General features: G+C 56.0%; 17 protein-coding genes. 11 read left to right on the forward strand and 6 right to left on the reverse strand.

Annotation, left to right across the window (positions count from 1 at the left end; all coding sequences use genetic code 11):
- Positions 1-14 precede the first annotated feature (14 nt).
- The 5 genes from yajC to O1724_RS05145 all read left to right on the forward strand — a co-directional run bounded on the left by yajC (position 15) and on the right by O1724_RS05145 (position 4,399).
- Complete coding sequence (gene yajC / locus O1724_RS05125; protein WP_003859109.1) at positions 15-347, forward strand: preprotein translocase subunit YajC; 333 nt, start codon at positions 15-17, stop codon at positions 345-347.
- A gap of 27 nt (positions 348-374) precedes the next feature.
- Positions 375-2,222, forward strand: a complete 1,848-nt coding sequence (gene secD / locus O1724_RS05130; RefSeq protein ID WP_003859106.1) for a protein translocase subunit SecD — start codon at positions 375-377, stop codon at positions 2,220-2,222.
- A gap of 10 nt (positions 2,223-2,232) precedes the next feature.
- Positions 2,233-3,204, forward strand: a complete 972-nt coding sequence (gene secF / locus O1724_RS05135; RefSeq protein ID WP_003859105.1) for a protein translocase subunit SecF — start codon at positions 2,233-2,235, stop codon at positions 3,202-3,204.
- A 138-nt stretch (positions 3,205-3,342) separates the two neighbouring features.
- Entirely contained in the window at positions 3,343-3,708 is a 366-nt protein-coding gene (locus O1724_RS05140) for a VOC family protein (protein ID WP_023315514.1), read from the forward strand.
- A 10-nt stretch (positions 3,709-3,718) separates the two neighbouring features.
- Complete coding sequence (locus tag O1724_RS05145) at positions 3,719-4,399, forward strand: helix-turn-helix transcriptional regulator (RefSeq protein ID WP_022650457.1); 681 nt, start codon at positions 3,719-3,721, stop codon at positions 4,397-4,399.
- 118 nt (positions 4,400-4,517) lie between these two features.
- On the opposite strand, the gene O1724_RS05150 is transcribed toward O1724_RS05145, so the two are convergent.
- Positions 4,518-5,402, reverse strand: coding sequence for a nucleoside-specific channel-forming protein Tsx (locus tag O1724_RS05150; RefSeq protein WP_032610182.1), 885 nt, complete (start codon positions 5,400-5,402; stop codon positions 4,518-4,520).
- Between the two features lie 268 nt (positions 5,403-5,670).
- On the reverse strand, positions 5,671-6,210 hold the full coding sequence (locus O1724_RS05155) for a SadB/YajI family lipoprotein (protein WP_003859100.1): 540 nt from the start codon (positions 6,208-6,210) through the stop codon (positions 5,671-5,673).
- A gap of 152 nt (positions 6,211-6,362) precedes the next feature.
- Here O1724_RS05155 and nrdR point away from each other — a divergent pair, with 152 nt between their 5' ends.
- The 5 genes from nrdR (at position 6,363) to thiL (ending at position 9,968) form a co-directional block, all read left to right on the forward strand.
- Positions 6,363-6,812: a transcriptional regulator NrdR gene (gene nrdR / locus O1724_RS05160; protein ID WP_003859099.1), complete on the forward strand. Its 450-nt coding sequence runs from the start codon at positions 6,363-6,365 to the stop codon at positions 6,810-6,812.
- A 4-nt stretch (positions 6,813-6,816) separates the two neighbouring features.
- Positions 6,817-7,920 carry a bifunctional diaminohydroxyphosphoribosylaminopyrimidine deaminase/5-amino-6-(5-phosphoribosylamino)uracil reductase RibD gene (gene ribD / locus O1724_RS05165; RefSeq protein WP_022650459.1) on the forward strand — a complete coding sequence of 368 codons (1,104 nt, stop codon included), beginning with the start codon at positions 6,817-6,819 and terminating at the stop codon, positions 7,918-7,920.
- Between the two features lie 87 nt (positions 7,921-8,007).
- Positions 8,008-8,478: a 6,7-dimethyl-8-ribityllumazine synthase gene (gene ribH / locus O1724_RS05170; protein WP_003859098.1), complete on the forward strand. Its 471-nt coding sequence runs from the start codon at positions 8,008-8,010 to the stop codon at positions 8,476-8,478.
- A gap of 21 nt (positions 8,479-8,499) precedes the next feature.
- Positions 8,500-8,919, forward strand: a complete 420-nt coding sequence (gene nusB / locus O1724_RS05175; RefSeq protein ID WP_006809908.1) for a transcription antitermination factor NusB — start codon at positions 8,500-8,502, stop codon at positions 8,917-8,919.
- 77 nt (positions 8,920-8,996) lie between these two features.
- Positions 8,997-9,968, forward strand: coding sequence for a thiamine-phosphate kinase (thiL, locus tag O1724_RS05180; RefSeq protein ID WP_023315516.1), 972 nt, complete (start codon positions 8,997-8,999; stop codon positions 9,966-9,968).
- Between the two features lie 69 nt (positions 9,969-10,037).
- Here thiL and O1724_RS05185 read toward each other — a convergent pair whose 3' ends face one another.
- The 4 genes from O1724_RS05185 to xseB all read right to left on the reverse strand — a co-directional run bounded on the left by O1724_RS05185 (position 10,038) and on the right by xseB (position 14,104).
- The gene (locus O1724_RS05185) at positions 10,038-11,012 is read right to left on the reverse strand and encodes an aldo/keto reductase (protein WP_017383171.1); all 975 of its coding nucleotides are present in this window, start codon (positions 11,010-11,012) and stop codon (positions 10,038-10,040) included.
- Between the two features lie 62 nt (positions 11,013-11,074).
- Positions 11,075-12,937 (reverse strand): 1-deoxy-D-xylulose-5-phosphate synthase, encoded by a 1,863-nt coding sequence (gene dxs, locus O1724_RS05190; RefSeq protein ID WP_023315518.1) that lies wholly within the window; start codon positions 12,935-12,937, stop codon positions 11,075-11,077.
- Positions 12,938-12,961: 24 nt separating this feature from the next.
- Positions 12,962-13,861, reverse strand: coding sequence for a (2E,6E)-farnesyl diphosphate synthase (gene ispA / locus O1724_RS05195; RefSeq protein ID WP_032608639.1), 900 nt, complete (start codon positions 13,859-13,861; stop codon positions 12,962-12,964).
- On the reverse strand, positions 13,862-14,104 hold the full coding sequence (gene xseB / locus O1724_RS05200) for an exodeoxyribonuclease VII small subunit (RefSeq protein WP_003859094.1): 243 nt from the start codon (positions 14,102-14,104) through the stop codon (positions 13,862-13,864).
- Between the two features lie 178 nt (positions 14,105-14,282).
- On the opposite strand from xseB, the gene thiI reads away from it, so the two are divergent.
- Positions 14,283-15,731, forward strand: a complete 1,449-nt coding sequence (gene thiI / locus O1724_RS05205) for a tRNA uracil 4-sulfurtransferase ThiI (protein WP_022650463.1) — start codon at positions 14,283-14,285, stop codon at positions 15,729-15,731.
- The last annotated feature ends 15 nt before the right edge of the window (positions 15,732-15,746 follow it).

Here is a 15,746-nt window from a genome sequence, read left to right on the forward strand (position 1 = left end):
ATGAGGGAATTTGAATGAGCTTTTTTATTTCTGATGCGGTAGCAGCAACGGGTGCACCAGCGCAGGGCAGCCCGATGTCTCTGATTCTGATGCTGGTTGTGTTCGGTCTGATCTTCTACTTCATGATCCTGCGTCCACAGCAGAAGCGTACTAAAGAGCACAAAAACCTGATGAACTCCATCGCGAAGGGCGATGAAGTCCTGACCAATGGTGGCCTGGTGGGTCGCGTAACCAAAGTAGCGGAAAACGGCTACATTGCTATCGCCCTCAACGACACCACTGAAGTGGTTATCAAACGTGACTTCGTAGCTGCCGTTCTGCCGAAAGGCACCATGAAGGCGCTGTAATCCCAACTTTTCCCAAAGGGAACTGCCGTGTTAAACCGTTATCCTTTGTGGAAGTACATCATGCTGGTCGTCGTGATTATCGTCGGCCTGCTGTACGCGCTTCCCAACCTGTATGGTGAGGATCCGGCCGTTCAAATCACTGGCGCGCGCGGTGTCGCCGCCAGTGAGCAAACGCTGATCCAGGTCCAGAAAACGTTACAAGAAGAAAAAATTACCGCTAAGTCTGTGGCACTGGAAGAGGGCGCAATTCTTGCTCGCTTCGACACCACCGACACGCAGCTCCGCGCACGTGAAGCGCTGATGGGCGTGCTGGGTGATAAATATGTCGTGGCGCTTAACCTTGCTCCTGCAACCCCACGCTGGCTGGCTGCGCTGAACGCAGAGCCAATGAAACTGGGTCTTGACCTGCGTGGCGGCGTTCACTTCCTGATGGAAGTGGATATGGATACCGCGCTCGGCAAGCTACAGGAACAGAACATCGACAGCCTGCGCAGCGATCTGCGCGATAAGGGCATTCCGTACACCACCGTACGTAAAGAAGATAACTACGGCATGAGCATCACGTTCCGCGACAGCGCGGCACGCGATCAGGCTGTGACCTATCTGTCTCAGCGTCACCGCGATCTGGTGATCACCTCTCAGGGCAGCAATCAGCTGCGTGCGGTAATGACCGACGCGCGTCTGAGTGAAGCACGTGAATACGCCGTTCAGCAGAACATTAACATTCTGCGTAACCGTGTAAACCAGCTGGGCGTGGCTGAGCCACTGGTACAGCGTCAGGGTGCTGACCGTATCGTGGTCGAACTGCCGGGTATCCAGGATACCGCCCGTGCGAAAGAGATTCTGGGCGCGACGGCGACCCTGGAGTTCCGTCTGGTTAACTCCAACGTTGACCAGGCTGCTGCGGCTTCAGGCCGTGTGCCGGGCGATTCCGAAGTGAAGCAGACCCGCGAAGGCCAGCCGGTTGTGCTGTACAAACGCGTGATCCTGACCGGTGACCATATCACCGACTCCACTTCAAGCCAGGATGAGTACAACCAGCCGCAGGTTAACATCTCGCTGGATAGCGCAGGTGGCAACATCATGTCTAACTTCACCAAGGACAACATCGGCAAGCCGATGGCGACCCTGTTCGTGGAGTACAAAGACAGCGGTAAGAAAGACGCCAATGGCCGTGCCGTGCTGGTGAAAGAGGAAGAGGTGATTAACATCGCCAACATCCAGTCTCGTCTGGGTAACAGCTTCCGTATTACCGGTATCAGCAACCCGAACGAAGCGCGTCAGCTCTCTCTGCTGCTGCGTGCCGGTGCGCTGATTGCGCCAATTCAGATTGTTGAAGAACGTACCATCGGTCCAACCCTGGGTATGCAGAACATCAAACAGGGTCTGGAAGCGTGTCTGGCCGGTCTGGCGGTGTCCATCATCTTCATGATCTTCTTCTATAAGAAGTTCGGCCTGATTGCGACCTCCGCGCTGATTGCCAACCTGGTGCTGATCATCGGTATCATGTCCCTGCTGCCGGGGGCGACGCTAACCATGCCAGGTATCGCGGGTATCGTTCTAACCCTTGCGGTGGCGGTCGACGCCAACGTACTGATAAACGAACGTATCAAAGAAGAGCTGAGCAACGGTCGTTCTGTACAGCAGGCGATTGAAGAAGGCTACAAAGGGGCGTTCAGCTCCATCTTCGATGCGAACGTAACAACACTGATTAAGGTTCTTATCCTGTATGCAGTGGGTACTGGCGCGATCAAAGGCTTTGCGATTACTACCGGTATCGGTGTCGCAACGTCGATGTTTACCGCTATTGTCGGCACCCGTGCCATCGTGAACCTGCTGTACGGCGGCAAGCGCGTCAAAAAGCTGTCTATCTGAGGAGTGCGTTGTGGCACAGGAATATACTGTTGAACAATTGAACCACGGCCGTAAAGTCTGGGACTTTATGCGCTGGGACTACTGGGCCTTCGGCATTTCAGGTTTTCTGCTGATCTTGTCCATCGTCATTATGGGCGTGAAAGGCTTTAACTGGGGCCTGGATTTCACCGGTGGTACGGTGATCGAAATTACCCTGGAAAAACCGGTCGATATGGACCAGATGCGTGAGTCTCTGCAAAAAGCGGGCTTTGAAGAGCCGCTGCTACAGAACTTCGGCAGCAGCCGCGACATCATGGTGCGTATGCCGCCGGTACACGATGCCAACGGCAGCCAGGAGTTGGGCAGCAAGGTCGTTCAGGTTATTAACGAAACGACCAGCCAGGATGCAACGGTTAAGCGTATTGAGTTTGTCGGCCCGAGCGTTGGTGCTGACCTGGCGCAGACCGGTGCGATGGCGCTGCTTGTGGCGCTGATCTCGATCCTGATTTACGTCGGTTTCCGCTTTGAGTGGCGACTGGCGGCAGGCGTGGTTATCGCCCTGGCGCACGACGTGGTGATCACCATGGGCATACTGTCTCTCTTCCACATTGAGATTGACCTGACGATTGTGGCATCCCTGATGTCCGTTATCGGTTACTCACTGAACGACAGTATCGTGGTATCTGACCGTATTCGTGAAAACTTCCGTAAGATCCGTCGCGGCACGCCGTACGAAATCTTTAACGTGTCGTTGACCCAGACGCTGCACCGTACGTTGATCACCTCCGGCACCACCCTGATGGTGATCCTGATGCTGTTCCTGTTCGGTGGCCCGGTGCTGGAAGGCTTCTCGCTGACCATGCTGATCGGTGTGTCTATCGGTACGGCCTCGTCTATCTACGTCGCGTCCGCGCTGGCGCTGAAGCTGGGCATGAAGCGCGAGCATCTGATCCAGCAGAAAGTCGAGAAAGAAGGGGCGGATCAGCCGTCCATTCTGCCGTAAGCGTCTTATGCGGTATCGAAATCCCGGCCTGCTGGCCGGGATTTATTTTGTCTGCATCTCACAAACACTCCTGACAGTATGCTGTCAGGAGCCCTGTCGTAGACTCCTTCTGAACCCTAACAACAGGCAGGAGGACGTATGAAAAGTGTTATTAACTGGTTTGAAATTCCGGTCGCCGATATGGATCGCGCCATCAAATTTTATGAGTCGGTGATGCAGGTCGCGCTGCGGCGCGAGAAGATGGACGTGGCTGAGCTGGCGGTTTTCCCGCACGAGGATCCGGCCACCGGCGGCGCGCTGGCGAAATTTGACGGCGTTACACCTTCTTCGCAGGGCGCTATTATTTACCTGCATACTGACAATCTGGCGGCCACGCTCGATCGTATTGCTTCTGCGGGCGGTGAGTGCGTGTTTGGCCCGCTGGAACTGCCGCAAGGCATTGGCACTATAGCCCTGTTTACCGACAGCGAAGGTAATCGCGTCGGCCTCCATCAACCGGTATGAGAGTAAACCGATGACCCGACGCGCTGACCGTTTGTTCCAGATTGTGCAGATCCTGCGGGGCAGGCGTCTGACAACGGCAGCGCATCTGGCGGAAAGGCTTGGCGTGTCCGAGCGCACGGTGTACCGCGATATCCGCGACCTGTCGCTTTCCGGCGTGCCGGTGGAAGGCGAGGCGGGAAGCGGATATCGGCTAATGTCGGGTTTTGATTTACCCCCGTTGATGCTGACCAACAAGGAGTCCGAGGCGCTGATGGTGGCGATCCGTCTGCTCAAAACCTGGGGCGGGGAATCGCTGTCGCGCGAGCTGGAGTCGGCCCAGGAAAAAGTGCTGGCGATCCTGCCAGAAGAGAGCCGCCGCAAAGCTGAACAGACGCGAATTTACGCGCCGGATATTGCCCTTCAGCCACACTCCCGTAGTGGTTTCGACGTGATCCACCAGGCAATTTCTGCCCTGCGTGTGCTGGCGCTGCACTATCGCGATGAAGCCGGGCAGTTAACCTGGCGTGAGGTTCAGCCGCTGGGGCTGTTCTTCTGGGGTGAGCACTGGCTGCTGGCCGCGTGGTGTGAACGGCGCGATGACTATCGCTGCTTCCGTCTCGACCGGTGTTTGCATATTACGCTGACGGAAAGACACTTTAGCGAAAGCGCGGACAGGTCGCTGGCGGATTTTTTGCGCAAGGTGAAGCAGTAAAAAGCCGGGTGGCGAGGTAAAAGCAAAACGGCAACGATGTTGCCGTTTTTTGTGTTTGCGCCCTCTCCCGTGGGAGAGGGAAGGGGTGAGGGCACCAGCCCGCACAATCCCGCACTGATTAGAAGTTGTAACCCACGACCAGGTAACCGCCCCAACCGGTAGAACGAACGCTGAAGTCGCCGTTGCCGAAGTTCAGGCTGGCGTCGTCGTTCCACTGACCACCGTTGTGCCAGTAACGCGCAACAACAGAGTAGTGCCAGTGATCGTAGTTCAGCGCCAGGATGTGGCTGGACGCGATGGAGTCGTTAGTGCGCGCTTTTCTGCCGTTCAGGTCGCGGAAATCGTTATCGCCCAGGTCTGAACCCCAGTCAAAGTTGGTGAAGCCGATATAGCTCAGGTTGCCGCCCCACAGTTGGGTAATTGGCACAAAGTATTTCACTTTGAAACGGTAGCCATCCCACTCGTTCTCGTTCGCAGCGCCGTAGTTCTGCCACTGGTATTTTGCGTAGACGTTCATGGACAGGCTCATCGGCAGGCCAGTCTCAATGTCTGTACCCAGACCCATATACCAGGTGCTCTGGCGACCGGACTTGTTGCGGCCCATGTCGTAGATGTAGTTGTTTGCGAAATACCACTCTTTGAACGGACCAAACGCCAGGCTGGTACCAGTCAGTTTATCAATGGAGAAGCGTGGTTCGATCTCCATGAACAGTGGGGAACCGTGGTTCCAGATACCTTTCGCGTCGGTGTTACCGCCGAAGAATACCGGTGCGTCCATGTAGCCATAGAAATCAAACCAGTCTTTTTTAGCGAATGCTTCGTACTCGAGGTAAGTATCGTTACGGATCTGCGGTCCGAAACGGGTATGGTAGCTGCCTACCACGTTAACGCTCTGGTGCCACCAGTCGGAGAGGTATTGTGGTTTGTCGTTTTCCGCTGCGTTAACAGTGAAAGAGGAGGACAGTGCCAGAACTGCACCGGCTGCGAGTAATGTTTTTTTCATAATCATGCCACTGATTGAAATTCCCTTCCGGGAGTGAAAAATGCGCGAATTGCGTTTCTAAATATTTCGTGTTTCTGCGGAGCCTATTATAGGAATCCTTGCTCACAAAAATATGTGTTGTTTCACATATCTCTCACATACGTAATCGATTGCGTTCACGTTTGCGTACTTTAGACGGGCGCGATTGTAGCGGCAATCATTTATGTTGCCAATCCATACGAAATGTAAATGTTAGCGGAGTGACATTTCACTCCGCTAAAAGGGCGGGTTATTGCGCGGCGGGTTGAATGTCGTGAATACGGATAAAGCCCAGCTGTTCTGGCGTCAGTCCGCTCAGCTGGAGCGGGATGTCAACATCGCTCGGCGCCAGCGTGCTGGCGGGGGCGGTGAAGAGCTGATTCTTCACGTTCACTTCCTGATAGCTCTCCGTGGTGCCCTGAATCTGGCCCCACTCTACGGTGCCGCTGAACGCGGGCAGCGGATCGTTGGACTCACCCTGAATGCGTAATGTTGCGCGAGTACCATCGGCATTCGCTGCAACATTCACCAGAGACATCTTTAGCGTGCCAATCTGGCTGTTCAGACGCGCGGGCGTGTTTGCACCTGGCAATAAATAAACGCCATTGCTGGATTTGGCATTCAGCGCGTTCTGCTGGGTGATCTTCACGGTTTCTTTATTAAGTTTGTCCATCGCCACGTTAAGCGTATTCACGCTTTGTTTCATCTCGCGGACTTCGCTTTGCTGTGCGCAGGCGCTAAGCGTGAACAGGCTCCCCACCAGCACTATTTTCAGGTAACGTCTTGTCATTGCGTTTAATTCCTTGAAATCACAGATTGCTGCAATGGTAGACAGGATAGTGCCGTCAGGCATAGATCCTTTGTCTCAAAAAGCTCTTCCTTTGTTGTCGGGCCAGTTCAGGGTAAAATAGAAATCAGTTAACCAGATAACAGGGACATCGTATGCATTGCCCATTTTGCTCCGCTGTGGATACCAAAGTCATCGACTCACGTCTTGTAGGCGAAGGGTCTTCCGTGCGTCGTCGTCGGCAGTGTCTGGTGTGCAACGAGCGTTTTACCACCTTCGAGGTGGCAGAGTTGGTAATGCCGCGCGTGGTAAAAAGTAACGATGTGCGCGAACCGTTCAATGAAGAAAAACTGCGTAGCGGGATGCTCAAGGCGCTGGAAAAACGGCCCGTCAGCTCCGATGACGTCGAAATGGCGTTAAACCACATTAAATCTTATCTGCGGGGGTTAGGTGAGCGCGAAGTGCCGAGCAAAATGATCGGCAATCTGGTGATGGAACAGCTGAAAAAGCTCGATAAAGTCGCCTATATCCGCTTTGCCTCCGTTTACCGCAGCTTCGAAGACATCAAAGAGTTTGGCGAAGAGATCGCCCGCTTACAGGATTAAGACCATGCACGACGAGATGTACATGGCGCGAGCCATGAAGCTGGCGCAGCGCGGTCGGTTTACCACTCACCCTAACCCCAATGTCGGGTGCGTCATTGTTAAAGATGGTGAGATCGTGGGGGAAGGTTTTCACTATCGCGCAGGCGAGCCGCATGCTGAAGTGCATGCCTTGCGCATGGCGGGGGAGAAAGCGCGTGGCGCGACGGCCTATGTGACGCTGGAGCCATGCAGCCACCATGGGCGTACGCCGCCGTGCTGTGAAGCGCTGATTGCGGCGGGCGTCTCGCGCGTTGTCGCCGCCATGCAGGATCCTAACCCGCAGGTAGCGGGCCGCGGACTGTATCGTCTGCAACAGGAAGGAATCGACGTCAGCCACGGCCTGATGATGCAGGATGCGGAAGCCCTGAATAAAGGCTTCCTGAAGCGTATGCGCACCGGCTTCCCGTTTATCCAGCTTAAGCTTGGCGCGTCACTGGATGGCCGCACGGCGATGGCGAACGGCGAGAGCCAGTGGATCACCTCGCCACAGGCAAGGCGCGATGTGCAACGTCTGCGCGCGCAAAGCCATGCTATTCTCACCAGCAGTGAAACGGTACTGGCTGACGATCCGGCCATGACCGTACGCTGGGAAGAGCTGAATGCAGATACGCAGGCGCTCTATCCGCAGGAGAACCTGCGTCAGCCGCTGCGCATTATTATTGATAGCCAGAACCGCGTGACGCCGGAGCACCGCATCGTGCAGCAGCCGGGGGAAACCTGGATTGCACGCACCAAAGAAGATACGCGCGAATGGCCGCAAGGCGTGCGCAGCATTACGGTGCCGGAACATAACGGGCATCTGGATCTGGTGGTGCTGATGATGTTGCTCGGCAAACAGCAGGTCAACAGTATCTGGGTTGAAGCCGGTCCGACGCTCGCCGGCGCACTGCTTCAGGCGGGGCTGGTGGATGAGCTTCTCGTCTACGTTGCGCCTAAACTGTTAGGTAACGACGCGCGCGGCCTGTTTGTGCTGCCCGGCCTTGAAAAACTGGCCGATGCGCCGCAACTCTCATTCAGTGAGATTCGTCCGGTAGGCCCGGATGTCTGCCTCCATTTAACGACAGCGTAATTGCTCCTGAAATAGGGAAGCAGTACGCAAAGTATTATGATAAAATCCGCCCCCCTGCGGGGCCAAATGAACCCGTAAAGGAAGAGTATGAACATTATTGAAGCTGCTGTAGCTACCCCGGACGCTCGCGTCGCCATCACCATTGCGCGTTTCAACAACTTCATCAATGATAGCCTGCTGGAAGGTGCGGTTGACGCCCTGAAACGTATCGGCCAGGTTAAAGATGACAACATTACCGTCGTTTGGGTACCAGGTGCTTACGAACTGCCACTGGCAGCGGGCGCGCTGGCGAAAACCGGTAAATACGACGCGGTGATTGCGCTGGGTACTGTTATTCGTGGCGGCACTGCGCACTTCGAATACGTTGCGGGCGGTGCAAGCAATGGTCTGGCGCACGTTGCGCAGGATGCTGAAATTCCTGTCGCGTTCGGCGTGCTGACCACCGAAAGTATTGAACAAGCCATCGAACGTGCTGGCACCAAAGCCGGTAACAAAGGTGCAGAAGCTGCACTGACCGCGCTTGAAATGATCAATGTATTGAAAGCCATCAAGGCCTGATTTTTTTGTAAGGGGAATTCCGTGAAACCTGCTGCTCGTCGCCGCGCCCGTGAATGTGCCGTCCAGGCACTTTACTCCTGGCAGTTGTCCCAGAACGACATCGCTGATGTTGAATACCAGTTCCTGTCAGAACAGGACGTGAAAGACGTTGACGTTCTGTACTTCCGTGAACTGCTGTCGGGAGTGGCGACTAATAGCGCGTATCTCGATGGTCTGATGAAGCCATACCTGTCCCGTCTGCTCGAAGAGCTGGGCCAGGTCGAAAAAGCAGTGTTGCGTATCGCGCTGTTTGAGCTGTCTAAACGTGATGATGTGCCGTACAAAGTGGCCATCAACGAAGCGATCGAACTGGCGAAAACCTTCGGCGCTGAAGACAGCCACAAGTTTGTTAACGGCGTGCTGGATAAAGCCGCACCTGCGATCCGTCCCCACAAAAAGTGATCCGCAAACCGGAGTTCTGCATTGCCTGACGGGCAGTGCGGCTCCGGTTTTTTCTTTTATTTGCTGAGGCATAACGTATGGCATGCGGCGAATTCTCCCTGATTGCCCGTTATTTCGACCGTGTCAGAACCTCTCGTCTTGATGTTGAAACCGGCATTGGCGATGACTGCGCACTTCTCAATATTCCCGAAAAACAGACGCTGGCAATCAGCACCGACACCTTAGTGTGTGGGCGACATTTCCTGCCCGACATCGATCCTGCCGATCTGGCGTATAAAGCGCTGGCGGTGAACGTCAGCGATCTGGCGGCAATGGGCGCCGACCCGGCCTGGCTGACGCTGGCTCTGACCTTGCCAGAGGTGGATGAAGCCTGGCTTGAAGCCTTCAGCGATGCCCTGTTTGAGCAGCTGAATTATTACGATATGCAGCTGATTGGCGGTGATACCACTGCCGGTCCGCTGTCGATGACCCTGGCAATCCACGGCTATGTGCCTGCCGGGCGTGCGCTGAAACGTTCGGGCGCAAAACCGGGCGACTGGATCTACGTGACCGGTACGCCGGGGGATAGCGCGGCAGGGCTGGCAATCCTTCAGAACCGTTTAACGGTTGAAGATGCTGACGATGCGGCGTACCTGGTGAAGCGCCATCTGCGGCCCACGCCGCGTATTTTGCACGGTCAGGCGCTGCGCGAGCGGGCCAGTTCGGCTATCGATTTGTCTGACGGGCTGATCTCCGATCTCGGCCATATCCTGAAAGCCAGCGGCGTGGGCGCGCGGATCGATCTGGATCTGTTCCCTCTGTCAGAGCCGTTGCGTCGCCATGCCGAGCCTGAGCAGGCGCTGCGATGGGCGTTATCCGGTGGAGAAGATTATGAGCTGTGCTTCACGGTGCCCGAGCTGAATCGCGGGACGCTGGATGTGGCGTTAGCGCATCTGGGGGCGAAATTTACCTGCATCGGGCAGGTGATGCCGGAAAGTGAAGGGCTGCTGTTTGTCCGCGACGGCGCCCCGGTTACGCTTGACTGGAAAGGGTACGATCACTTCGCGTAATTTTGTGCGCTCTGTATTGCCGGGTGGCGCTGCGCTTACCCGGCCTACGGATTTTGTTCCCTGAATTGTTTATTTAAACCCTACCACCGGATGTTGCTGATACGGCGTCTCCAGCTCGGCAATCTGCTCCGGCGTCAACGATAAGTCCACCGCACTCAACAACTCATCCAGCTGTTCTTCCCGCGATGTGCCCACAATCGGCGCGGCGACACCGCGCTTGCTCAGCAGCCACGCCAGTGCCACCTGCGCGCGCGTTGCACCGATATCGTCGGCGATCCCGGCTAAGCGTTCGGCAATTAACGCATCGCTGGCTTCTGTATCGTCATACAGGTTTTTACCCACTTCGTCCGATACCAGCCGGGCGGTGGTTTCGCCCCACGGACGGGTTAACCTTCCGCGCGCCAGCGGGCTCCACGGGATCACCGCCACGCCTTCCTGGTAGCAGAGCGGCAGCATCTCGCGCTCTTCTTCCCGGTAAATCAGGTTGTAGTGATCCTGCATGGTGACAAAGCGCGCCCAGCCGTGCTGTGCCTGGAGATCGAGCGCCTGGGCAAACTGTGAGGCATGCATGGACGATGCGCCGATGTAGCGCGCTTTACCGGCTTTCACGACGTCGTTCAACGCTTCAAGCGTCTCTTCGATCGGGGTGTTGTAATCCCAGCGGTGGATTTGCAGCAGGTCGACGTAATCCATGTTCAGGCGTCTGAGGCTGTCATCAATAGAACGCAGGATCTGCGCGCGAGAAAGGCCTTCCGCCAGGTCGCCTGACGGGTAGTAAACCTTAGTGGCGACCACAACGTCATCACGACGGGCAAAATCTCGCAGGGCGCGGCCAACAATCTCTTCGCTGCTGCCGTCGGAGTAGCTGTTGGCGGTATCGAAGAAGTTGATGCCGCCGTCAATGGCGCGCTTGATGATGGGGCGGCTGCTCTCTTCCGGCAGCGTCCAGGCATGATTTCCCCGGTCAGGCTCGCCAAACGTCATGCATCCCAGGCAAAGCCGGGACACCTTAAGGTCCGTTTTTCCTAATGTCGTGTATTGCATGGTTCCGCTCCTGCTGTTTAAACAATACGTTTAAGCATAGCAGGAGCAGAAAAGGGGAGGGATCAGGCCAGCCAGGTGCGGATTTTGGCTTCGATACCGGCGGCATCCAGACCAATGTCGGCGCGCGCCTCATCCTGGGTGCCTTGCGGGATGAAGTGGTCCGGCAGGCCGAGATTAAGCACCGGAACGGCCTTACGGTTCGCCATCAGCACTTCGTTCACGCCGCTACCCGCGCCACCCATGATGGCGTTCTCTTCCAGCGTGACCAGCACGTCATGGCTTTCCGCCATGCTCAGAATCAGAGATTCATCGAGCGGCTTCACGAAGCGCATATCGACCAGCGTCGCATTCAGGTTTTCAGCGACTTTTGCCGCTTCCGGCATCAGCGTACCAAAGTTCAGGATCGCCACTTTTTCACCGCGGCGTTTCACCAGAGCTTTACCGATATCCAGTTTTTCCAGCGGCTGTAATTCAACGCCAAGGGCATTACCGCGCGGATAACGTACGGCGCAGGGGCCGTCCTGATAGTGGTAACCGGTATACAGCATCTGACGACACTCGTTTTCGTCGCTTGGCGTCATGATCACCATGTCCGGGATACAGCGCAGGAAGGAGAGATCAAACGCGCCCTGGTGCGTCTGGCCGTCAGCCCCCACAATGCCCGCGCGATCGATAGCAAACAGCACCGGCAGCTTCTGGATGGCAACGTCATGGATAACCTGATCGTAGGCGCGTTGCAGGAAGGTAGAGTAGATCGCCACCACCGGCTTGTAGCCGCCAATCGCCAGGCCCGCAGCAAAAGTTACCGCGTGTTGCTCGGCAATGGCGACGTCGAAATACTGGTCCGGGTATTTTTTGGAAAACTCCACCATGCCGGAGCCTTCACGCATGGCAGGCGTCACCGCCATCAGCATGTTGTCTTTCGCCGCCGTTTCGCACAGCCAGTCGCCGAAGATTTTTGAGTAGCTCGGCATCCCGCCGCTGCTTTTCGGCAGGCAGCCGCTGGTATGGTCGAACTTAGGCACCGCGTGGAAGGTGATCGGATCTTTCTCCGCCGGTTCGTAACCACGCCCTTTTTTGGTCATGATATGCAGGAACTGAGGGCCTTTCAGGTCGCGCATGTTTTTAAGCGTCGTCACCAGACCCAGCACATCGTGGCCGTCCACCGGGCCGATATAGTTAAAGCCCAGCTCTTCGAACAGCGTACCCGGCACGACCATGCCTTTGATGTGTTCTTCGGTACGCTTAAGCAGCTCTTTGATCGGCGGTACGCCGGAGAAGACTTTTTTACCGCCTTCACGCAGTGAGGAGTAAAGCTTGCCGGACAGCAGCTGCGCCAGATGGTTATTCAGCGCGCCGACGTTCTCGGAGATCGACATTTCGTTATCGTTGAGGATCACCAGCATGTCCGGTTTGATATCGCCCGCGTGGTTCATGGCCTCAAAGGCCATCCCGGCGGTGATCGCCCCGTCGCCAATCACGCAGACAGTGCGACGTTGTTTATTCTCTTTTTCTGCGGCAACGGCAATACCAATGCCCGCAGAAATGGAGGTGGAAGAGTGGCCGACGCTTAACACGTCATATTCACTCTCGCCGCGCCACGGGAACGGGTGCAGGCCACCTTTCTGGCGAATGGTGCCAATTTTATCGCGACGTCCGGTCAGAATTTTGTGCGGATAGGCCTGGTGGCCGACATCCCAGATCAGCTGATCGAACGGCGTGTTATAGACGTAATGCAACGCCACGGTCAGCTCAACCGTGCCAAGTCCGGAGGCGAAGTGGCCGCTGGAGCGGCTAACGCTGTCGAGCAGGTAGCGACGCAGCTCGTCACACAGCTTCGGCAGACTCTCTTTCGGCAACAGACGTAACTCCTGAGTGGAGTCAACTAACGCCAGTGTCGGGTATTTGGCAATATCAAAACTCATCAAAGGCTCATCGAGATTTATAGTTTATTTATCACGCTGGATTATGTAGTCCGCTAGCGCTTCCAGTGCCGAGGTATCCAGCGATTGCGCGGCCAGCTCATTCAGCGACTGGCGGGCATCGTCTATCAGATCCCGGGCTTTACGTTGGGCATGCTCAAGGCCCAACAGGGCGGGATAGGTACTTTTGCCAAGCTGCTGATCCGCACCCTGACGTTTTCCCAATGTTGCAGTATCGCCCACCACATCCAGAATGTCATCCTGAACCTGGAATGCCAGACCGATACTTTCTGCGTATCTGTCCAGAATCGGCAGGGCTTTACGCCCGCGTTCACCCGCGCTCAGCGCGCCCAGGCGAACGGCTGCACGAATCAGTGCGCCCGTTTTGTGACGGTGGATGCGCTCCAGCTGTTCCAGAGTAACCTGACGACCTTCAGCCTCTAAATCCAGCGCCTGGCCGCCGCACATCCCGGCGACGCCGCTGGCCATTGCCAGTTCGGACACCATTGCCAGACGATCGCGATCGCTCACTTCAACCATCGGCGCATCGCTCAGAATGGAGAAGGCCAGAGTTTGCAGCGCATCACCCGCCAGAATGGCATTCGCTTCGCCAAATTTGATATGGCAGGTTGGCTGACCGCGACGCAGATCGTCATCGTCCATGGCTGGCAAATCATCGTGGATCAGGGAATAGGCGTGGATACACTCCACAGCGGCTGCCGGGGCGTCCAGCGTGTTATCGCTGATACCGAACATGTTGCCCGTGGCATACACCAGGAATGGACGCAGGCGTTTACCCCCCAAGAGTGCGCCATAGTGCATGGCTTCAACCAGTGGAGTGTTCTGAAAAGGCTGCGGCTCAATGAAACGGCGCAGCGCGTCGTTGGCGCGGATGACGCGCGCCTGAAGCGCGTTGGAAAAATCCATTTACTCGGCGTCCGGTGTGAATGGCGTGGTTTTAGCGTCTTCGCTGTCGGAAAGCAGGATCTGCACACGCTGCTCGGCCTGCTGAAGCTTTACCTGCCCCTGGCGCGCAAGCTGCACACCGCGTTCAAATTCGTTGAGGGCATCTTCCAGCGGTAAATCGCCGCTCTCGAGGCGGGTAACAATCTGCTCAAGCTCACTCAGCGCAGTTTCAAAACTGGCCGGTGCGTCGTTCTTCTTCGGCATAGTGAATTAACTCTTATATTCTTCGCCCCAACATGGTAACGGACTCGGGGCAATTATCAAATAACGCGAGTGGCGCGATGGTGGTATACTTGCGCGCCTGGATGCAGCCACGGGTGTGGGCTGCTGTATCATTTTCCACTACAAGCCTTTATAAGCTTGCCTAAGAAACATTGCCGCCATGAAGTTTATCATTAAATTGTTCCCCGAAATCACCATCAAAAGCCAATCTGTGCGTTTGCGCTTTATTAAAATTCTCACCGGGAACATTCGTAACGTATTAAAACACTACGACGAAACGCTCGCTGTGGTGCGTCACTGGGACCACGTTGAAGTCCGCGCGAAAGACGAAAGCAAACGTCTTGATATTCGCGACGCGCTGACCCGTATCCCGGGTATTCACCATATTCTGGAAGTGGAAGACGTTCCGTTCAGCGATATGCACGATATCTTCGAAAAGGCGCTGGTACAGTACCGCGACCAGATCGAAGGCAAAACCTTCTGCGTGCGCGTGAAGCGTCGTGGTAAACACGAGTTCAGCTCGATTGAAGTCGAGCGCTACGTCGGCGGCGGTCTGAACCAGCACGTTGAGACGGCGCGCGTGCGCCTGACTAACCCGGACGTCACCGTTAACCTTGAGATCGAGAACGATCGTCTGCTGCTGGTTAAGGGTCGTTATGAAGGTATTGGTGGTTTCCCGATCGGCACGCAAGAAGATGTGCTGTCGCTGATCTCGGGCGGCTTCGACTCCGGCGTCTCCAGCTACATGCTGATGCGTCGCGGCTGCCGCGTGCACTACTGCTTCTTTAACCTGGGCGGCGCGGCGCATGAAATCGGCGTACGTCAGGTGGCGCATTACCTGTGGAACCGCTTCGGCAGCTCTCACCGCGTGCGTTTTGTGGCGATCAACTTTGAGCCGGTGGTCGGCGAAATCCTCGAAAAAGTGGACGACGGCCAGATGGGCGTGGTCCTGAAACGTATGATGGTGCGCGCGGCGTCCAAAGTGGCTGAGCGCTACGGCGTGCAGGCGCTGGTCACCGGTGAAGCGCTGGGGCAGGTCTCCAGCCAGACGCTGACCAACCTGCGTCTTATCGACAACGTGTCTGATACGCTGATCCTGCGCCCGCTGATCTCTCACGATAAAGAGCACATCATCGATCTGGCGCGTAAAATCGGTACTGAAGATTTTGCCCGTACCATGCCGGAATATTGCGGTGTGATCTCAAAAAGTCCAACCATTAAAGCGGTGAAGGCGAAGATCGAAGCGGAAGAAGAGAACTTCGATTTCAGCATCCTGGAAAAAGTGGTGGCGGAAGCGTCCAACATCGATATCCGTGAGATCGCCCAGCAGACCGAGCAGGAAGTGGTTGAGGTGGAGACGGTCAGCGGCTTTGGTGCTAACGATACGATTCTGGATATCCGTTCTGTTGATGAGCAGGATGACAAGCCGTTGCAGGTGGAAGGCGTGGAGGTGGTTTCGCTGCCGTTCTACAAGCTGAGCACCCAGTTTGGCGATCTCGACCAGAGCAAAACGTATCTGCTGTGGTGTGAGCGTGGGGTCATGAGCCGTTTGCAGGCGCTGTATCTGCGTGAGCAGGGCTTCGCGAACGTGAAGGTGTATCGCCCGTAGTTTATTGTCGAGGAG

The organism is Enterobacter cloacae complex sp. HYC074_NIDB (assembly GCF_056673345.1).